The sequence below is a fragment of the Catellatospora sp. TT07R-123 genome (assembly GCF_018327705.1).
GTDB lineage: Bacteria > Actinomycetota > Actinomycetes > Mycobacteriales > Micromonosporaceae > Catellatospora.
On record NZ_BNEM01000002.1, the window covers coordinates 1,665,208 to 1,684,161 of the forward strand.

Annotated in this window: 17 protein-coding genes and 1 CRISPR repeat array; of the genes, 7 read left to right on the top strand and 10 right to left on the bottom strand. The window is 67.2% G+C overall.

The annotated features are described in order from the left end of the window. The first annotated feature begins 17 nt into the window (after positions 1–17). The gene (locus tag Cs7R123_RS27480; RefSeq protein ID WP_212830594.1) at positions 18–614 is read left to right on the top strand and encodes a TIGR03086 family metal-binding protein; all 597 of its coding nucleotides are present in this window, start codon (positions 18–20) and stop codon (positions 612–614) included. A gap of 4 nt (positions 615–618) precedes the next feature. Here Cs7R123_RS27480 and Cs7R123_RS27485 read toward each other — a convergent pair whose 3' ends face one another. Genes Cs7R123_RS27485 through Cs7R123_RS27495 form a run of 3 tightly spaced genes read right to left on the bottom strand, consistent with a single transcriptional unit; the run spans position 619 to position 2,700 of the window. Beyond that, on the bottom strand, positions 619–1,335 hold the full coding sequence (locus Cs7R123_RS27485) for a hypothetical protein (RefSeq protein ID WP_212830595.1): 717 nt from the start codon (positions 1,333–1,335) through the stop codon (positions 619–621). Between the two features lie 25 nt (positions 1,336–1,360). Then, on the bottom strand, positions 1,361–1,645 hold the full coding sequence (locus tag Cs7R123_RS27490) for a hypothetical protein (protein WP_212830596.1): 285 nt from the start codon (positions 1,643–1,645) through the stop codon (positions 1,361–1,363). Between the two features lie 44 nt (positions 1,646–1,689). After that, the gene (locus Cs7R123_RS27495; RefSeq protein WP_212830597.1) at positions 1,690–2,700 is read right to left on the bottom strand and encodes a hypothetical protein; all 1,011 of its coding nucleotides are present in this window, start codon (positions 2,698–2,700) and stop codon (positions 1,690–1,692) included. 276 nt (positions 2,701–2,976) lie between these two features. On the opposite strand from Cs7R123_RS27495, the gene Cs7R123_RS27500 reads away from it, so the two are divergent. Further along, positions 2,977–3,441, top strand: a complete 465-nt coding sequence (locus tag Cs7R123_RS27500; protein WP_244872183.1) for an AAA family ATPase — start codon at positions 2,977–2,979, stop codon at positions 3,439–3,441. Here Cs7R123_RS27500 and Cs7R123_RS27505 read toward each other — a convergent pair. Next, a complete protein-coding gene (locus Cs7R123_RS27505; RefSeq protein WP_212830598.1) occupies positions 3,428–3,790 on the bottom strand; it encodes a DoxX family protein in 363 nt (120 codons plus the stop codon). The two genes, Cs7R123_RS27500 and Cs7R123_RS27505, sit on opposite strands and share 14 nt — an antisense overlap. 103 nt (positions 3,791–3,893) lie before the next feature. Between Cs7R123_RS27505 and Cs7R123_RS27510 the strand changes: the two genes are divergently transcribed. Continuing rightward, the gene (locus tag Cs7R123_RS27510; RefSeq protein WP_212830599.1) at positions 3,894–4,271 is read left to right on the top strand and encodes a helix-turn-helix domain-containing protein; all 378 of its coding nucleotides are present in this window, start codon (positions 3,894–3,896) and stop codon (positions 4,269–4,271) included. Positions 4,272–4,460: 189 nt separating this feature from the next. Continuing rightward, positions 4,461–8,692: direct repeats of the CRISPR family, unit length 28 nt; unit sequence CTGCTCCCCGCGCATGCGGGGGTGATCC. 99 nt (positions 8,693–8,791) lie between these two features. On the opposite strand, the gene Cs7R123_RS27515 is transcribed toward Cs7R123_RS27510, so the two are convergent. Then, complete coding sequence (locus tag Cs7R123_RS27515) at positions 8,792–9,010, bottom strand: hypothetical protein (RefSeq protein ID WP_212830600.1); 219 nt, start codon at positions 9,008–9,010, stop codon at positions 8,792–8,794. Continuing rightward, complete coding sequence (locus Cs7R123_RS27520) at positions 9,007–10,248, bottom strand: IS701 family transposase (RefSeq protein WP_212834567.1); 1,242 nt, start codon at positions 10,246–10,248, stop codon at positions 9,007–9,009. Before Cs7R123_RS27520 ends, Cs7R123_RS27515 begins: the two co-directional genes overlap by 4 nt. Positions 10,249–11,061: 813 nt before the next feature. Between Cs7R123_RS27520 and Cs7R123_RS27525 the strand changes: the two genes are divergently transcribed. Beyond that, positions 11,062–12,972: a hypothetical protein gene (locus tag Cs7R123_RS27525; RefSeq protein ID WP_212830601.1), complete on the top strand. Its 1,911-nt coding sequence runs from the start codon at positions 11,062–11,064 to the stop codon at positions 12,970–12,972. A gap of 243 nt (positions 12,973–13,215) precedes the next feature. Continuing rightward, the gene (locus tag Cs7R123_RS27530; RefSeq protein WP_212830602.1) at positions 13,216–13,872 is read left to right on the top strand and encodes a hypothetical protein; all 657 of its coding nucleotides are present in this window, start codon (positions 13,216–13,218) and stop codon (positions 13,870–13,872) included. A 38-nt stretch (positions 13,873–13,910) separates the two neighbouring features. On the opposite strand, the gene Cs7R123_RS27535 is transcribed toward Cs7R123_RS27530, so the two are convergent. Next, positions 13,911–14,102: a hypothetical protein gene (locus Cs7R123_RS27535; RefSeq protein ID WP_212830603.1), complete on the bottom strand. Its 192-nt coding sequence runs from the start codon at positions 14,100–14,102 to the stop codon at positions 13,911–13,913. Between the two features lie 132 nt (positions 14,103–14,234). Next, the gene (locus tag Cs7R123_RS40385; RefSeq protein WP_244872184.1) at positions 14,235–14,852 is read right to left on the bottom strand and encodes a hypothetical protein; all 618 of its coding nucleotides are present in this window, start codon (positions 14,850–14,852) and stop codon (positions 14,235–14,237) included. Between the two features lie 220 nt (positions 14,853–15,072). On the opposite strand from Cs7R123_RS40385, the gene Cs7R123_RS27545 reads away from it, so the two are divergent. After that, positions 15,073–16,485, top strand: coding sequence for a HEPN domain-containing protein (locus tag Cs7R123_RS27545; RefSeq protein ID WP_212830604.1), 1,413 nt, complete (start codon positions 15,073–15,075; stop codon positions 16,483–16,485). A 17-nt stretch (positions 16,486–16,502) separates the two neighbouring features. Beyond that, positions 16,503–17,291, top strand: coding sequence for a hypothetical protein (locus Cs7R123_RS27550; RefSeq protein WP_212830605.1), 789 nt, complete (start codon positions 16,503–16,505; stop codon positions 17,289–17,291). 49 nt (positions 17,292–17,340) lie between these two features. Here the strand turns inward: Cs7R123_RS27550 and Cs7R123_RS27555 are convergent, their stop codons facing one another. Both Cs7R123_RS27555 and Cs7R123_RS27560 read right to left on the bottom strand, forming a co-directional pair. After that, the gene (locus Cs7R123_RS27555; protein ID WP_212830606.1) at positions 17,341–17,604 is read right to left on the bottom strand and encodes a hypothetical protein; all 264 of its coding nucleotides are present in this window, start codon (positions 17,602–17,604) and stop codon (positions 17,341–17,343) included. 910 nt (positions 17,605–18,514) lie between these two features. Beyond that, positions 18,515–18,952 (bottom strand): hypothetical protein, encoded by a 438-nt coding sequence (locus Cs7R123_RS27560; RefSeq protein WP_212830607.1) that lies wholly within the window; start codon positions 18,950–18,952, stop codon positions 18,515–18,517. Positions 18,953–18,954: the final 2 nt, after the last annotated feature.

The window sequence follows — 18,954 nt, forward strand, 5'->3', positions numbered from 1 at the left end:
GTACCGCCAGAGGAAACATGATCGATCTCGAACCCGCCGCCGACGAGGTGGCGCGGCTGCTCGCCGCCGTGTCCGCCGACGACCTGGACCGCCCCACGCCCTGCACCGACCTGGACGTCGCGGCCCTGCTCGACCACCTGATGGGGCTGTCGGTCGCGTTCCGGCTCGCCGCCGACAAGACCCCGCCGCCGGCGGGCTACGAGCCCAAGCCGGGTCACGGCAGCGCCCACCACCTCGACCCGACCTGGCGCGAAGCCCTGCCCCGGCGGCTGCACGAGCTCGTCGCCGCGTGGCGCGACCCCGCCGCCTGGCAGGGCAGCACCGAGGCGGGCGGCGTCACGATGCCCGCCGAGGTCATGGGCGTGGTCGCGCTCGACGAACTCGTCCTGCACGGCTGGGACCTCGCCCGCGCGACCGGGCAGCGGTTCACCTGCGACCCGGTCAGCACCGGCGCCGTCCTGTCGTTCACCGAGACGGCGGCCCGGCCCGAGCAGGCGGGAATGCGCGAAGGGCCGTTCGGGCCGGTCGTGGCCGTGCCGGCCGATGCGCCCGCGCTCGACCGCGCCCTCGGCTACGCGGGCCGCGATCCCCGGTGGGCGCCGCCGCGGCTGTGAGCGGTCAGTCCGCGACGCGGAACCACCAGGTCTCGCGCTCGTCGTCCAGCAGCTCCAGCTCGTCGTCGTCGGGGCGGTAGCCGTCGGGCAGCGACACCGACCAGGCCCCGGTCCGGCGCACGATCTCGCGCAGCCGCACTACCGCTGGGATCGCCGCCAGGTCATCGGCCCACAGCGGCGTGCCGTCGACCAGCGTGCCGGGGCCCAGCGCCCACCACTGCGCGACCAGGTCCACGTCGCCGGCCTGCTCGGCGGCCGCCGCTATCTCGGCCACCAGCTCGATCAGGGCAGTACGGCCGGGCGCGACCGCGTCGGCGCCGGTCAGGCGGCCCGCGTCGACCATGCGCTGCCACAGGTCGGTGCCCGCCTCGCAGTACAGCCACGGCGGATCGACATAGCCGTCCTCCAGCCAGCCGCCGAACCCCTCGAAGTCGTCGGAGTCCTCGTCGACCTCGCGCAGCGCCTCGAAGTCGGCCAGCCCGTCGAGGAACTCCCGGCGCTCGGCGTAGTCGGGATGGTCCTGGAGCGCGAACCGGTACGTGTGCCGGCGGCGCAGCAGGATGTCCAGCACCCGCCCCTTGGTGTGCGAGCAGTCGAACCGGTCCTGGAACGCGTACAGCGCCGTGACCCAGTCCCGCAGCCGGTCGTCCTCACCAGGATGCCGCGCGTCCAGCAGCAGCACCGACTCGAACACCAGATCCTCGATGTCATGCATCGACATGTCGGGCCCTCTCCACGTGTGAACGTCAGCGGCAGATCTCGGCGTGCAGTCCGCTGTACGGGCGGCGCCGGTCGTGGTGGCGGTGCGTCCGGCCGATGCTGATCTCGGCGCAGCAGTGCGCGTCCGGCGTCACGGCCCGGTAGGCGGGGCTGTCCTCCGCCAGCTGCCGCACCTGCTCGGCCGGGAGCTCGAACGCCTCCCGGCTGCCGGTCAGCACCAGCGTGTCGGCCGCGACGTCCCACCGCACATGGTCCCGGAAGCCCTGCTGCCAGATCCGGTGGTGGTCGGCGACGGGCCGAGCACCGGCCACTCCTGCTCCGCGAGCCGCACCACGCTCCCCGTCCTCGATCCGAGTCATCTTGACCGGTCACGTACCGCGTTGATCGCCGCCCTCAGCTGTAACCACGTCGGATCGGACGGTTCGGCGGCGGCCACCGCGTCCAGGTCGCTCTGCTCCCATTCGCGGTCGCCGTCGGTCAGCGCGAAGTCCTCGTCCTCGTCGGGGTCCTCGCCGTCGGGCAGCTCGACCGTGGCCGCGACGAAACCCGCGACCGCGGCGCGTGCGGCGTCGAGATCCGGCACGACGGCGTCATCGCGTACAGCCAGAAGCAGCAGCCCACCGTCGCCGGTCGCGGCCACCAGCTCTCCGGCCGCCATGGTCGCCAGGGCCGTCAGGCCGACACCTGGCGACACCTCGTGCGCCGTCACGTCGTCGGCGTCCACGTCGATCCGGACGAGCGTCCCGGACGGCGTGGCGACCCACAGCACACCGGGCCCCGCCCCGAACGCGATGTTGTGCCGCGACCAGGCGTCGACCTCGGCGTCGCCGACGTCCGGCCTGGCGAGCAGCTCCGAGACCACACAGGTCAGTGACGGGAACTCGAACACCTGGAGGGTGTGCGCGTAGGCGTTGCCCCGGATCGCGAAGTGGCGGCCGTCGGCGCTGAACACCGGTGCCTCGTACCCGTCGACGTCGAGGATCAGCGCCCTGCGCAGCGCCCGCATCGCACCCGGCGCGACCTGCTCGTCGACGCTCGCGAAGACCCCCAGCGTCGCGGCCTGGTCGCTGCGGTATGTCAGCACCAGCCCGCCGCCGGGATGCTCGACGACGCCGGTGTCCCAGCGCGGGCCGACCCGGACCGTCCCGGTGCGTAGATCGACGCTGTCGGAGAACTCCCACGCGTCCTCGCCGCCGATCGACGAGGGCGACGCCCACAGGGTGCGGCCGTCCGGGCTGAACGCGAGATCCCGGTATGCGGCCCCAGCCGGGACGCCCGCGAGCGGGTGCACGCCGTCCGGGGTCCACGACGTCACGCCCTGCTGACCGGTGACGAGCAGCAGCGGCTCGTAAGGGTGCCACGCCACAGCCGGCACCAGGCCGAACCGCTCCCACGAGTGCTGCGGGTAGGCGGGCGCGTCGGCGCCGACAGTCCCCCCGCTCGCGGAGCCCGGTCTCGGTGCGCTCCCAGACGTGGACCGCGGGGCGGGTGTCGTCCAGACCTGCCACCAGCGGTAGCCGAGGGTGGCTGACGAGCCGCTCGATCGGGGTTCCGGCAGCGGCGCGCGCCTGCGCCGACGTCTCGATGACAGCCACGGCGACACCGTACGGGACAGGACCGACAGCCCCGGTAGAGTCGCCGGATGGCGCGGGTGCTGGTGACCGGAATGTCCGGGACGGGCAAGTCCACGCTGCTGGCCGAGCTCGCGCGGCGCGGGCACGAGACCGTCGACACCGACTACGACGGGTGGACGCTGCCGGACGGCGACTGGGACGAGCCGAGGATCGCGGCCCTGCTCGCGGCCCGGAACCGGATCGTGGTGTCCGGGACCGTCGCCAACCAGGGCCGCTTCTACGGCCGCTTCGACCACGTCGTCCTGCTGAGCGCACCCCTGGACGTGCTGCTGCACCGGGTCGCGACCCGGGCCGCCAATCCCTACGGCTCGACGCCCGAGCAGCGCGCCGAGATCGAACGGTACTTCCACGAGGTGGTGCCGCTGCTACGTCGCGGCGCCACCCTAGAGCTGGACGGACGGCGGCCGGTGGCGGAACTGGCCGACACCGTCGAGCGGCTGCTCGGCACGCCAGGGCCGGTCAGAGCGCGGTAGCTAGCCAGGCCGCGGCCGCGGCGAGGATGATCAGGGCCGCGTTGAGGCCGGTCTCCTTGACCTCGCCGCGCGACAGGTGCAGGCCGCCCGCGAGCAGCTGGAGGACGACGAAGCCGAGGGCGGCGGCGAGCGCGAGCGCCGGGGCGATGCCCGTCAGCGGGGGCAGGATCAGGCCGGCCGCGCCGAGGACCTCGACGGCGCCGATGGCCCGGACCGCCGGCATGGGGACCGTGTCGACCCAGCCCATCATGGGGGCGAGCTGCTCCTTGCTCTGGGCGATCTTCTTACCGCCCGCGTAGAGGTAGAAGAGGGCGAGCAGCCCGGCGGTGATCCAGTACGCGACGACCATGGCGACCTCCGTTGGTTACGACTTGTTAGGAGGGCCATGATGGGTCACCATCGGAGGCCGTACAAAAGGCACAGCCGTGTGCCTGGCCCTGATCAGGAGCGCTATGTCGGAGGACGAGAAGGTCTGCTTGATCCGCGGTGACGGCGGTCGCGCCATCCGCGGGATCCTCGACCGGATCGGCGACAAGTGGTCCGTGCTCGTGGTGGCGACGCTGCACGGGGAGCGGATGCGGTTCACCGAACTGCTACAGCGCATTCCGGGGGTATCGCAGCGCATGCTGACCTTGACGCTGCGGCATCTGGAACGGGACGGGCTGGTCGGGCGTACGGTCTTCGCCGAGGTCCCGCCTCGGGTCGAGTACGAGCTCACCCCGATGGGGCGCACCCTGGTCGAACCGGCGGTGATGCTCGCGGAGTGGGCGGTCGAGCACAACCCGGACATCGAACGCCACCACGAGGCGTACGACTCCCGAACTGACTGAGCCCGGTCTCCTTCGAGCAGCGTGGTGGTGCACGGGGCTGCCACTGCCTATGCTTCGTACGTGGGTGAGCGTGCAGTCCGACGGTGTAAGCGAGACCTTTCGGCGACTCGCGTTGCCAGGGCGCGGTCGACGAGAATGCAAGTGAACGAAATCCTCCTTCTTGATCTCTAAAGCACCTGCTCAAGAAGTCTGCTCCCCGCGCATGCGGGGGTGATCCGACGCGGCGTCCCCCGTCGCCGCAGGGCCCGCCCTGCTCCCCGCGCATGCGGGGGTGATCCGTTGTGGCCATTCAACCCGGGCGAACATTACGCCTGCTCCCCGCGCATGCGGGGGTGATCCCACCAGCCCGCCGAACCCGTCACGGGCGACACGCTGCTCCCCGCGCATGCGGGGGTGATCCCGACACGTACCCCAATGCCTATCCGGGGTATGTCTGCTCCCCGCGCATGCGGGGGTGATCCCGGGCTCGTGTTGATGCTGTCACCGGAGTGCCGCTGCTCCCCGCGCATGCGGGGGTGATCCCGTGAGGCACCATTCAACGCCCGTTATCTCTCACTGCTCCCCGCGCATGCGGGGGTGATCCGTACCTCGCGCGTCAGCCGACGACACCTGATGACTGCTCCCCGCGCATGCGGGGGTGATCCCGTGATCGCGAACCGCCGCCGGGACAACTGGCGCTGCTCCCCGCGCATGCGGGGGTGATCCCGCCCCGGAGGACCCCAGCGACTGGGAGGAGTCCTGCTCCCCGCGCATGCGGGGGTGATCCCAGGTCCTCCACGGCACCCTCACCCAGCCACTCCTGCTCCCCGCGCATGCGGGGGTGATCCCATGACGGTCAACTCGGCCGAGGAACGGGCGGCCTGCTCCCCGCGCATGCGGGGGTGATCCCCCTCAGGCAGTCATTGCCGTGGAAACCGACGCCTGCTCCCCGCGCATGCGGGGGTGATCCGACTATCCGTGCTACCACTGCGGAACAGGCGCACTGCTCCCCGCGCATGCGGGGGTGATCCCGGAGAGCGCAATGGAAAGCGGAGAAGCGGCCACTGCTCCCCGCGCATGCGGGGGTGATCCCGTGATCTGCCGCGTGGCGACGCCGGAGACGGTCTGCTCCCCGCGCATGCGGGGGTGATCCTGGGCCAGCTCGTCGCGCACCTCCTTCTGGGTCTGCTCCCCGCGCATGCGGGGGTGATCCGTCTAGGCATTCCCGCGTACCTAGACTTGCTCCCTGCTCCCCGCGCATGCGGGGGTGATCCGCCACCACAGCGCGATGGCGTGCCCGCCGACCACTGCTCCCCGCGCATGCGGGGGTGATCCAGCGCCGGAACGCTGTACCGCCGATACGCCCGTCTGCTCCCCGCGCATGCGGGGGTGATCCTATGATGCTGCGAGATGTTGACGTAAAGACGCTCTGCTCCCCGCGCATGCGGGGGTGATCCCGGTTACCAGCTTTACCTGATGAACAAGTGGGGCTGCTCCCCGCGCATGCGGGGGTGATCCCGCCATCATGATGCCCAGGGCCGGGCCGCGGCGCTGCTCCCCGCGCATGCGGGGGTGATCCCGCACAGGTCACCATGCCGGACTCTATGCGGTGCTGCTCCCCGCGCATGCGGGGGTGATCCGTCATCGGGGACGGCTGGCTGATCTACGACCCGCTGCTCCCCGCGCATGCGGGGGTGATCCGTTCGATCCGACTGAGCGCATCACCCAGGGCTGCTGCTCCCCGCGCATGCGGGGGTGATCCGGTATGCCCAGCCCAGGCCGCGCGCACGTGGCCCTGCTCCCCGCGCATGCGGGGGTGATCCCAGCGCACCCCCGCCGGTAGACCCTGCTAAGCCCTGCTCCCCGCGCATGCGGGGGTGATCCCATCGACTGATGGGGGCCGCGCTGTCGAGCACGCTGCTCCCCGCGCATGCGGGGGTGATCCGCTTGCCGCCCAGGTGGCCGGGGTCGCGGACCGCTGCTCCCCGCGCATGCGGGGGTGATCCCGACCTCGGCGCCGGGGCCACGCCGGAACAGGTCTGCTCCCCGCGCATGCGGGGGTGATCCCCAGGCCGCCTCGTCGAACACCGTCTTGGATCCCTGCTCCCCGCGCATGCGGGGGTGATCCCCCGGGGCGCTCGTAGGAGTTGCAGCAGCGCAGCTGCTCCCCGCGCATGCGGGGGTGATCCCGACTCGTGGAGTGCGGCGAGGTCGGTGCGCAGCTGCTCCCCGCGCATGCGGGGGTGATCCCGAATCCGCGGTCGGCACCCCCGTGACGGTCGACTGCTCCCCGCGCATGCGGGGGTGATCCTCCGCCCTGCGGGTACCAGCGCAGGTGACCGGCCTGCTCCCCGCGCATGCGGGGGTGATCCCGGCTGGACCGTCCAGCCGCACAAGGCGCCGCTCTGCTCCCCGCGCATGCGGGGGTGATCCGTTGTACCGGCCGCCGACGTCGTCGCGCCGGTCCTGCTCCCCGCGCATGCGGGGGTGATCCGTCGGGCGATGGGTTGGCGATCGCCGGGATGCTCTGCTCCCCGCGCATGCGGGGGTGATCCCGCCGCCGTCGAGGTTTTGAACTGGTGCGCCGACTGCTCCCCGCGCATGCGGGGGTGATCCGCGCTTCGGGCGCGACCGGGCGCGCATGCTGGCCTGCTCCCCGCGCATGCGGGGGTGATCCCGCCGCCGTCGAGGTTTTGAACTGGTGCGCCGACTGCTCCCCGCGCATGCGGGGGTGATCCGCGACCTGATGGAGCTGAACGGCTGGGAGTCCCCTGCTCCCCGCGCATGCGGGGGTGATCCGACCCCGTTCGACCTGATGAAACTGCCCGTCTGCTGCTCCCCGCGCATGCGGGGTGATCCCTCGACCTGCTTGCGGAGGCCTTCGAGTAGGCCCTGCTCCCCGCGCATGCGGGGGTGATCCCCACCTCATGATGGTCGGTCGGCTGGAGCTGGCCTGCTCCCCGCGCATGCGGGGGTGATCCCTCGCATGCCTGCGAGGGGCGGCCGAGCTGGGGCTGCTCCCCGCGCATGCGGGGGTGATCCGGTCTGAAGGTTCACGTCTTCGACGGTCAGGTTCTGCTCCCCGCGCATGCGGGGGTGATCCTCCGCGGGTACTGGCCGCTGATGGTCTTCCAGACTGCTCCCCGCGCATGCGGGGGTGATCCGCGCTACCACTCCCAGTACGGCGGCACCGACTGCTGCTCCCCGCGCATGCGGGGGTGATCCTTCGGAGTACATCCGGAAGTTCGTGACGGAGAACTGCTCCCCGCGCATGCGGGGGTGATCCGCCGCGGATGTCCCCCGGTCATCTGTTGAAGATCTGCTCCCCGCGCATGCGGGGGTGATCCCCGTCCGGGCTGTAAACAGTTCCTTCGGGTCACCTGCTCCCCGCGCATGCGGGGGTGATCCCGCCGCGAAGCAGACGCGCTTCAACCGCGACCGCTGCTCCCCGCGCATGCGGGGGTGATCCCGAGCGCGACGGGTTCAGCGCGCGCGGCATCATCTGCTCCCCGCGCATGCGGGGGTGATCCCGCCACCCGAACCATCCGTCACCCATCCGTCAACTGCTCCCCGCGCATGCGGGGGTGATCCGTCGGCGATGGTGCGCGTCACGCACCCCGTTCTGCTCCCCGCGCATGCGGGGGTGATCCGGGCCAGGCCGAGACGCAGGCGGTCGCGGTTCACTGCTCCCCGCGCATGCGGGGGTGATCCGTGGATGCCCGTCGACCAGCTGCACGTGAACGCCTGCTCCCCGCGCATGCGGGGGTGATCCGTGACGAGACGCCCCCGTCCGACCCAGATCGACCTGCTCCCCGCGCATGCGGGGGTGATCCGTCGGGCCGCGTAAGCCCCCGAGCAGCACCAGACTGCTCCCCGCGCATGCGGGGGTGATCCCTGCGCCGTGCCGGACGTGCCGCCGGCCGCGGTCTGCTCCCCGCGCATGCGGGGGTGATCCTCGGCCGGGCTCATGGCTGCGCTGGAGCTGGAGCTGCTCCCCGCGCATGCGGGGGTGATCCCCCTTCTCCTCCGTCTTGCGGAGCTGGGCCGCGCTGCTCCCCGCGCATGCGGGGGTGATCCCGGTGGCACAGATGACAAGCAAGGCGGAAAGACCTGCTCCCCGCGCATGCGGGGGTGATCCGTCACGACGCTATCGATACAGCTATGACGGCGGCTGCTCCCCGCGCATGCGGGGGTGATCCGGAGGACGCGCCCTGGAGCTGGATCCAGTCGTTCTGCTCCCCGCGCATGCGGGGGTGATCCCCGGCACAACATCATCCGTGGCCTGGTTCGTCTGCTCCCCGCGCATGCGGGGGTGATCCTGGCCTATGGGTGGAGAATCCTAGCCCGAAACCCTGCTCCCCGCGCATGCGGGGGTGATCCCGCTCAGTGGCTCGCGTCCGGGGTCGCGTGGCTCTGCTCCCCCGCGCATGCGGGGGTGATCCGCGAAGCGGCTCGGCCAGGGTCCCCACATCCGTCGTCGACGAAGTCCCACGCCTCAGACTCCCGGGCAGGCCGCCCCGAAGTGGCAGAGGTGCGCCAACTTACTCACTTGGCGCACCTTCGCGGGCTTCCTGCTTGTCGTCCACGACTTTCTCGGCGACCGGGTTCAAGCCCATGGAGGCAGAGTTCTGCTTGCGGCCCGAGACGCGCTTCGAAACAAGCCCCCACGGGTCGAGCTTCCAGACCGCGACGCCAGCCGCCACGCCGACGGCACCCACAGCAACGCTGATCGCCACGCCCTTCTTTAGTACGGCAGTCACGTTTGGCTGCTGGGCTGCTGTAACTCGCGTCTGCGGTAATGACTGGTTCGGGCGAGGGCTTGGTGTCGGCGTCGCCAGTAGGACCAGCGCAGCAGATGGGCGATGTCGGGTGGTCGGTGGTACAGCGCGTTGATCAGGCGCCGGGTCTCGGCGACGGTCAGGGCGACCATCTCGCTCGTGGTGGTGCTGGCCACGGCCAGGGTGGTGAGGGTCAGGACGGCCAGGGCCAGCATCGCCAAGATGGTGAAACGGTGCCAGGAAGTCCAGTTCCGGCACTGGTACTGGTCCAGGCCGACCTGCCCCTTGGCGATCTGGAACGTCTCCTCGACCGTCCACCTGCTGCCGGCGACCCGGACCAGGGTTCTCAGCGGTGCCGGTCGCGGGGTCCAGCAGCGGTAGAACGCGAGGTCGCCGTCGCTGTTGCGGCGGATGAGCAGGCTGTGCAGGCCAGGCCCGTCGTCGTGGACACCGACCCAAGCCCAGTCGTAGAACCGCTCACCTTTGGACCCGGGTCCGCAGCTGCGCCGCTGCCAGGCCAGCTCCGACAGCCAGGACTCGGTCACGTCGACGCGTTCTCTGACCACGGTGGTGACCTGGGCGTAGTGGTTGCGGGCCACGGCCAGGACGTAGCCGATGCCCAGCTCACGCAGCCGTTGCCGTAGGGCCGGGTCACGGCCGTATGCCTCATCAGCCGTGACGAAGCCAACCTGGACTCCGGCGGCGACCGCCGCGTCGATCATCTGCACGGCAAGGGCAGGCTTGGTCGCGAACTCCAGGTCGACCGGGATGCCCGCCTGCCGGCAGCGGTCGGGGTCGGCGGTCCACGACTTGGGCACGTACAACCTGCGGTCGACCAGCGCCCGACCGTGCGGCGAGGCGTAGGCCAGGAACACCGCGACCTGGCTGTTCTCGATCCGCCCGGCGGTTCCGCAGTACTGGCGCTGCACCCCGACCGAGCGCAAGCCTTTCTTCAAGAACCCGGTCTCGTCGACCACCAGGACCGCGTCCGGGTGCGCCAACCCGCCGACCACGACGCTGCGCAGATCAGCGGCCACCGCCTCGGCGTCCCACACCGCCTCCCGCAGCAGCCGCTGCATCCGCGAGGGCCGTTCGTGCCCGGCCGCCTCGGCCAACTGCCAGCAGTTCTTCCTGTCGACTCCTGCCATCAGCGCCCGCACGAAGTCCCTGGCCACCAGCCGCGGCTCGACCCGCGTGAACCGGACCGCGATCCGGCCCATCACCTCGTCGAACACCCGCGACGCGGCAGGCCCTACGCTATGCGCAGCGGCCACCGTCTTGCTTATTGACTTGTCCACAACATTCGATGATCAGACGGTGGCCGCCCTCACGCATCCGGGCAGCTCAGAGCACGAACCGGCACTGCCGTATTAGGCCGCTCGCCTCGCCGATAGCTTCACCGATAGCTCGGCCGATTTCTTCGCCGAGGGCTAGGCCCTCCTCCAAGCCCGTGTTGTACCCAGCGCCCCACACCGTATTGCCCATGCAATTCCCCTCCTGCGTTCCCCCTGGATCGCAGAGAAGCCTAGCTGCGGGCTGCAACGTACTCATTAGTTCTCGGCGAGTGTCAGCTCGTCGCAAGGCAGCGATGGCGCGGGAGCAAGCAGAGCTTGAGAGCTTACGACCGCCTTGGGCATACCGTCTGTCGGCAACATGTCAGCCCGAGACCAGGAGGGCCGCCCACTGACGAGCAGGAGTCTCAGGTCAACTTGCCGGCAACCCAGTCACGTCGTGGGCGTCTGTCCCTTGGGCTGATCTTTCTGAGCTGGAGATGTGCGAGGACTTCCAGGTCGACATGCTGGAGAACTTCGGCGAGGAACCACAGCTTCCCAAGCCCGACGACAGTCACGAAGACTCGCGCTCGACACCTAAGTGACTAAGTCGTAACCGTCATCGACGGGTGCGAGCCATGGGAACGCCCCGTCTCCTTCAGCGGAGACAGGGCATCTCTTCAACCCCTCAATCAAAAGCCGATACGTGGTCGGACGAATGACACTTGGCTGCCTCCGGCATCAGTTGCGATGATTCTCGCCGTGACGAGCTCCGGTGAGACGGTGAACCAAGCTGGCCCCGAGCACAAACTGAGCGAGCCCGATTTCCCGGTAACGGTCCGTCCGCGCAACGGCTCACACGAAGAACTTGTCGAGATGGGCCTTCGCTACTGGGATCTACTGGGGGTTGCGGAGGACGGGCGACCGGTTTGGGCTGTAACCACACGCCAGATCGGTCCAGACCCAGGCACGCAGCCCCACATGACCGCATTGGCTGGCGTCATCGCTGAGGTTCCTAATGTCGTATGCCGTACGTGCGCGACAACGCCGTGGCAGCCCGCTTCTCGTGCAGCCTTCGAGTCGCTGATTCGTGGTGGTGCTCCAGGGCGCACCTGCGCCGCGTGCGACGCCACAGTGCAACGCGCCGTCGCGTACATCCTCGATCCGTCGTGGGCTGGTCAGCGGAAATTCGAGGCCACCCAGCGCGCGCAAAGGGAGCAGGAGCGCCAGCAGCAACGGCTGGATCAGGCGGGAAACGCAAGGGTTAATCAACGCTGGGCTGAGCTACGCCGAGAGGCGATCGAGAATTTTGCTCCGCTCAAGCTGTCTGGCGCCCCCGAGTGGTCCGAGGTCACCGCCAACGTCGAAACGGAGGCGGTAGCGCTGGCGTGCATCCGGCACGCGCCAGCCACAGATCCGATTCCGCCCATCGGGAGTTGGGCGATCTCACCGCTGACCCCGAATAATGACTGGTCCAACAGCGCAGCCGCTTCGTTCTGGCGCGCTGGTCTGCTGGCAGTCGACCCCAAGAGCGATGCTTCGTCATTCGGGCTGAAGTTCTCACTGAAGGAAGCATCGGAGGCGGCAGACCGCTCAACTTGGGAACAGATGGCAGCAACGCTACCGGACCCCATCATCACCGGGATCTACCCGCTTGAGACAAGTTGGTACAGCCCTCACGGTCCCACCATGCAAACCGCGGCCTCGTGGCTCGACAATCATCTTGCTGAGCGCCTGAACCCAGCCTCGATGGACGTTGGTCGGCAGCAGGCGCTACTTGACCTCGCCGCCAGGCTGATCGCTGCCGAGACGATCCGATACCTGGAATTTCAGCTCGACACGCTCAACCTGCCTCCCGTGGCTGACAACCATCGTCCACGCCTAGAGCAACTGGTCGAGCGCCTGTCGAAGCAGCGTTCTCTCGGAGAGACGTACCACATCGCATGGCAGTGTGCACGTGCAGCAGCGGCAGCAGCACAGACCAACCCCCGCGCGCCTCGGGAGAACATGACAACCCACGCGGTGAACCAGTTTGAACAGCGCGCTCAGGATGCCGTTGCAAATCCGGGCCAAGAACTGAAGCCTTGGCGTGAGGACAACCGACTCCCGCTCTCTGCGCTGACGAAGCTCGTCTTCTACGGGCTCCTCAACGTTCAGCCCATGCACGCCCGGCTTCCTGCCATCGCTGACACCCTCCCTGAGCCGATCGCCGACTTGCCGGATCCTCTCGACACAGGTCTCGATGAAGATGAGCAGGAGTCCCCTACCGGCCAAGAGGTGAAACTGCGTGATGCGGTCACCATTCCAGGGCTAGCGGTCTCGCCGATCGCATCTGCGGTCCAAGAGATCCTGGACAACATGGCGTTGATCGATCCCGAGGCCACCATGGTGAAGTTTCGGAGTATCGGTGACACCCTCGATGTACACGCTGACGGACCAGTTACACCGCTCAGAGGCGCGGTGGACGCAATGACCGCCGCGTGCCAGGACGTGGTTGCCGCGACTGGAGACGCTCTCCTTGGCCTTGTAGCTGCTTGCGCAACAGCGAACGCCTTTATGACGCCCTATACGGACAGCTCAGGCACTGAATGCACGATGGGGGTATACCTTACGGAGCAGCTAGTCACTTTCGCATTTGATTCACAGCGAGAAAATGTCCAACCACGGCTGTGATTGTTACATGTATTGCTGCGGCGTTACACGATCTGGACGTGCACCTTGCCTCACCCGTGGATATTTGCCGAGGTCAAGCGCGACGAACGGTACGAGCGAGTACTCCAGAAGCGGTTATATTTGCAGCTCACTCGACGGCGTTAAATTAACGGCACGGATGATGCTGCGTCGATGACGGTCTTGCCTTCCCATCCCCCACGGCACCTCTTCCCCGCTGGCCGCGCCTCCTCTAACATCCACCCGGTGCCCCTTGACGATGCCCCGAACGTCACTGACTGGATCCAGGCCGTCAGCGGTCTGGTTGGGAGCTTCCTGGCGCTGCCTGCCGTGGCGCTTGCCGGATATCAGCTAGCGCAGGAACAACGGGCTCGCAGGGAAGACGAGCGCGAAAAGTTAGCTGCACAAGCACGTTTGGTGATCGGGAAGACTACGTCCTTATCACTGCCAAACCCGCCTTACGGTGACGCAGCGTCCTTATACAACCTGTCTTGGAAAGTTCGAAACTACAGCGAACACCACATCGCGGAATTGCACGTGTCAATTTATGATGAGGTTAACGGCCAAGACTACCCATACGACAGAATGTGGGACGTGCTCAGCCCAAACGGCGAAGCCGCCGGCACAAGCGTTATTCCACTTTTTCCGAACGAAGATCCTGATCAATCACAGTTTGCCGTCGAACTGATGTTCGTGGACTCCGCTGGCCGCTGGTGGCGCCGCTCCGGCCGCGAGATGCCCCTCTCACTGACACCACATCCAGACGGTAGCGGCTGGCTTAAACCCCATAAACCGGCCAAGGGACGGTTGGGCCGCTTTATATCCCTGATTCGCAAACACAGGCCTCAGCGATACGCCGACCGCGGCGATGACCGTGACCCGTTCTACCTGCGGGAGGACTGATAGCGCGTCAGGCCCGCATCGTAAGCAGGCCCCCCACCTCACTCTGCTGGCGCTGACTCTCTCACCGCAGCTCCGTCTACTCGGATTTGGGCGCTCCGCAGCTCCGCTTGGAGGAACAACACCTCATGCTGAAGTTGCTCCACGCCCACACTTAGCTTCACGTTCTCAGTCGTAAGCTGCGCGACGGTGCGTTCGTAATGCGCGATGAGGATGCCCGGGTCCAGGTTCATCGTCTGCATGATGGCCATCCGATTGTGGGCAACTGAATTATGTACACCCAATCATAAGAGTGATCATGGCCGTTCAACGAGAGCGAACTGGCGAAGAGTGGCTCTGTCTTTGCCGGTCGACGCCCCGCGGGACTAACCGCCTAGAACGCCTACGGGTCGGGGCCTTCGAGCTTGAACCGGGGCCCAGCGGCGACGATCGGGGCGTTTCGTCTCGGTGACCGCGGATAGATCGCCGCCGTGGTCGCGCCGCCAGCACCTGCCCGCTGCATCCCTGAACTCAATCTCAACAGCGAGCTTGGGGTAACCCTCTCGCTCAAGCAGGTTGAAGAAGCTGTAGTTCGGCGCCCACATCTCCTGATAAAGAGGCTCTTTAGCAGGAGGCAATACCGGGATCTCGATGTGGTAGATCCAGACATTTGCCCACGCAGCCTCGAAGGTTTGGTCATCCGTCATGACGCGACGCCAGAACACCTGAACGTCATAGATCGGGAGTTCCGATGCGTTCCGGATGAACGCTCCGTGCTCATAGACCTCCTCGGTGACGTCGTATCGAGTGCTGTGCCAACCAGAGATAAGCCGCGCCTGACGGGCCGACTCCTCGGCCTGCCTGCCTTGGCGATCTTGGGCGGTGATAGCGTCCCTGTCCGCCTCTCGACGTAACAGCCGGTAAGTCGCGATCAGCGCTCCCACTGTTCCGATCGAACCGATAACGGTGGCTACTGCTGAGATCCAGTTCGGGGCCTCGCTCACGTCCGAACGGTAGAACACGGGCGCCAGTGCTTGGAGGATGTTTCCGGGTGACCGGGCGGGCGGAAGTCGCGGTCTTCAGCGGCACAGCTTCCCGCTGAAACTCGGATGCGAAGTTGTCGGGCGGGGGTCACCGTTGAGAGTGGATCGAGGTGGCGTCGCTGACCGTGCTGGAAGTTCCGTCCGACTTCATCCCCTGAAACTCGTCTGGAGGCACCCGGAATTGGAGAAGTACGAGAAGGTCGGAAGGTTCTGGGCCGTTGACGAAGACGGCAACGCCCTGGGTGAAGAGCAGCATGGGCAGCTGACATTCGACCCGACAGCAGGTGGAAGGCTCCATACAGGTGAGCCGCTGACGACTGCCGGTCCTTCCGGCCGGAGGCCGATGCTGATCTGGGGGTCGGTCGACCGCATCGGCCGCCGAGTGACCCTCCTCCACTGCTTCCACCTCGGGGGCGGAAGTTACATCGTGAACCAGGCCATGGATGCCGGGCACTTCCGCCACGAGGAGGTGTTCACCAAGGCGGTAGTGCGCATCAGCGACCTGCCGGACTGGGTCGACAACGACACCATCGACATCGACTGGCACGAGCCGGCGGAGGGCGAGTCGCAGTGGAGCCTGAAGCTGAACCTCACTCGACCGGAACCTCAGACCGCGTCGTTTGGGCGCGGCACCGTGACGTTGCGGTTCGCGGCCGACTATGAGCGGATCGACAACGAGAGCGTAAAGGTCGTCCAGTGTCCACAGTTCGAGATCGAGTACGCCGAGCCGACGAACTACTCCGCGATCCTCAACGACGTCCGGAACCTCCAAGACCTAGTGTCGCTGTGCGTCGACCGCACGTGCTTCACGGACCAGGTTCATGTGTTCCGTGAAGACCTGCCCGAGTTCTCCCTCGCCGCGACACCCTTCCCGGACACCATGCGAGCGGTTGAGATCTACGTGGCGAACCGTCATCACATCGCCGTACCCGAGCGCCAGAAGATGGATGCGATCGACATGCTGGCTTCCTACGGTGACGTCGGTGGGATCGACATGATCGCGAGGTGGCTGGACCAGGCCGCCGACCTTCATCCGGTCGTGGGGTTCCTCAACTCGATGAGGTACACGACGGAGATGTACCCGGAAAACCGGTTCCTGAATGTCTGCTCGGCGGCGGAGGGTTTCCACCGGATTGCTAACCCTGACCAGAACTACATGGGCCGCCCCGAGTTCAACCTCCTGAAGAAGTCTCTGAAAGCCCTAGTACCGGGCGAACACCGCCGCTGGTTCGCCGAAGCGTTCAACGACCACTCCAACGCGCCGAACCTGGCGGCGCGTCTGACTGCCATGGCTACGGCTGTTGGAAACGTGAGTACGGCGCTGGTCGGCGATATCGATTCCTGGGTCAAGGTCGTCAAGAAGGCACGCAACGAGCTGACCCACCTTGACAACGGACGACCGGAGTACAGCGGGGCGGACCTCCTGTGGTTGGCGGAGAGCGTGTACACCGTCACCCGCGTCTGCCTGCTTCTTCATGCAGGCATGGGTCCTGCGTTGGCCCTCAAGATCGCGACACGCCGGCCGGTGTGGTCGACGCGGGAGCTTGTACAAGCGGCAGTGAAGACGATGGCCGAGCAACAAGGGGCGAAGTGACACCCGAAGAAGAGCAGATGCTCCAGAAGCTGGGGGGCGCACTCGGCATCGTTCGGCAGTGGGAGCAGATCATGGGTACGGATTCTGGCGCATGGGAGGCCGCGCCAGGAAGTGACCTCGAAGGCGATGATGGACTCAGCGATCCCATCCAGGTCAGCTCGGCAGCCTGGACCGCAGTTACCGCCGCGGTGAGCCACCTCGGGACCCTGCGCGACAGCCTGTTCCATCATGTTGGGCAAGATGAGGTCAAGGCATGGGTGCACATCTACGGGCAGCCGGCCCTCATCCGATGCGCGATCGAAAATGCATCTCGGGCCTTGTGGCTACTCCAGCCCGAGCAGCGGGAAGAACGCATCCTGCGTCGGCTCAGGGCCGACTACGAGGAGCGCCGACAGCTCGTCGCCGTTGCACATGAGCTTGGGTCATCGCTCAAGGGCGGCGACATGAAGAGCTACGAAGATCGCATGAAGCCAGTGCTCATCAAGGCGGGCGTGAGCTTGTCGAAGCTGAGGAGATCTCCGAGCTACGGAGACATCGTCAAGGAGGCTGGCGCGCTGACTCCTGTTGGCGCAAAGACAGCTCTGGTGATCTGGAAGGCATGCAGTGCACTCGCTCACGGCGAGTTGCGAGGAACGATCGCGTACCTGAGCCACCTCTCCCAAGGAGCGGCGAAGAGCGGCATGGCGCTCAGCCAGGTAACCGCGAGCGTAGAACTGCTGACCACCGGTGGCCTACTCGCGATCTCGACGACGCGCCTTGCGTTGGACACCTACGCGAAGCGGTCGGGTACGTCGATGGCGGTGTAACGAAACGCCGTTTCTCAACTACCTGTGCGCCCGACCGGCATCCCTGAGCCTATCCCGCCGTGACTGCCTGTACGACGATGGCAATGACCGAGACGAGGATGGCCGCGCCAGCGAGCACCATGTTCCACTTCGCTAGCGAGCGTGCCGCGCGAGCCTCTTCCAACGCGGCGGCACTGGACCGCTCGTACGTCCGCCGACTGAGTTCGTCAGTCCAGAAGTTCAGACCGACCGAGGTATTCGCGGCAGTCTTGTCGTACTCCGCCCGGATCTCGTCGTCGGACATTGCACGAAGTCGCTCGAAGGTCATGGCCATGGCAAGAGTGTGGCTGCCGCTGTCAACGTCCCTATGAGCTGCCGGATCTGAAGAAGGCCCCACGCGCGGGGGTGATCCCCCGTCAGGCTGCCACCTGGACACGAACTCGATCTGCTCCCCGCGCATGCGGGAGTGATCCCTCCATGCCCGCATTCGTCGCCGCCGTGGTCGGCTGCTCGCCGCGCACGCGGGGGTGATCCGAGGTCGGCGAGCAGGACGTCAGTCGGCGTGATCTACTCCCCGCACACACGGGGTGATCCCGAGTTTATCGCCGCTGTCCGCGCCGCCATCAACTACTCCCTGCGCACGCGGGGGTGATCAGGACGCTGCCGCCCGCTCCCGCAAGGCCAAGCACTTGCTCCCCGCGCACGCGGGGTGATGCCAAGTACGACTACGCGCCGCCATGGTCTGCCGCTCCTCGCGCACGCAAGGTGATCCCGTCATCCGGGTCGTCTAAGCCCAGTGTCCCGGCTGTTCTCCCTCATATGTGGAGGTAATCCGCCAGTAGACAAACGCGATTCCGATGTCACGGTCAGTTCGCTACAAAGACGAGTGGTGGCCCTGTGATCACCTCGTCGACGATCAGGGGCGCGCGTCCTGCTCTTCGTGCACGCCTGGGTGGACCCACCGTGACGCTCGCGGTGTGTCGGTCATCTGGTCCGGATTTCCACGCGTCGCGGGTGGCTCGGCGCCAAAACCCGATGTAAGGCGGACTTCGCCACTCTCCCGCATGCGGAGCAATCCGAAGTCTCGCGACGTCACCGTACGGCCAATTGCCTGCTCTCCGCGCTGCCCTCTTGGCGCTGACCGGGAGTCACCTCCTCCACACCCGGGTGACTTCTCGGCGAGCTCGTCGCCGATCTTCGCCGTCACCTGGCACGACGTCAGCCGGCTGCCCGAAGCTCCATCCTCAGGCGCGCCGCAGCTGGTCGGCCAAGTCCGTGGCGAAGGCCAGCACCTGGTCCGGCGAGCTCACCTCGTTGGGGAACACCATGATGCCGACGAACAGGTTGTCCACCTGGAGGAAGACGTCGCGGTCGCGGAGGTATGCCTCGTCGCCCACACCGGACAGCGGCCGCACCTGGTCGCCCATCTGCCGTACGGTGCCCATACCCTCCCCGGAGTCGTCGACGGCGAAGGCCACCGTGATCTTCGGCGCGTCGACATACCGGGGATCATCCGGCGACAACCTGAGGTCACAGCTGTTGTTGGCGGTCTGCTGCGCGATGTAGTCGACACCGAGCAGGTGCAGGCTCGGCTCGACGGCAGTGCAGGCCGGTGGCTCCGCGTCGAACCGGTGTCCGCCGAAACCACCGGCGAAGTATGTGACCCCGACGGCAAGGAGCACGA

Bases quoted from the DNA above. Each gene is read 5' to 3' on its own strand.
- Cs7R123_RS27480 (WP_212830594.1), top strand. From the start codon at position 18: ATGATCGATCTCGAACCCGCCGCCGACGAGGTGGCGCGGCTGCTCGCC.
- Cs7R123_RS27485 (WP_212830595.1), bottom strand. From the start codon at position 1,335: ATGTCGATGCATGACATCGAGGATCTGGTGTTCGAGTCGGTGCTGCTG.
- Cs7R123_RS27500 (WP_244872183.1), top strand. From the start codon at position 2,977: ATGGCGCGGGTGCTGGTGACCGGAATGTCCGGGACGGGCAAGTCCACG.
- Cs7R123_RS27505 (WP_212830598.1), bottom strand. From the start codon at position 3,790: ATGGTCGTCGCGTACTGGATCACCGCCGGGCTGCTCGCCCTCTTCTAC.
- Cs7R123_RS27510 (WP_212830599.1), top strand. From the start codon at position 3,894: ATGTCGGAGGACGAGAAGGTCTGCTTGATCCGCGGTGACGGCGGTCGC.
- Cs7R123_RS27520 (WP_212834567.1), bottom strand. From the start codon at position 10,248: ATGGGCCGGATCGCGGTCCGGTTCACGCGGGTCGAGCCGCGGCTGGTG.
- Cs7R123_RS27535 (WP_212830603.1), bottom strand. From the start codon at position 14,102: ATGAACCTGGACCCGGGCATCCTCATCGCGCATTACGAACGCACCGTC.
- Cs7R123_RS27550 (WP_212830605.1), top strand. From the start codon at position 16,503: ATGCTCCAGAAGCTGGGGGGCGCACTCGGCATCGTTCGGCAGTGGGAG.
- Cs7R123_RS27555 (WP_212830606.1), bottom strand. From the start codon at position 17,604: ATGGCCATGACCTTCGAGCGACTTCGTGCAATGTCCGACGACGAGATC.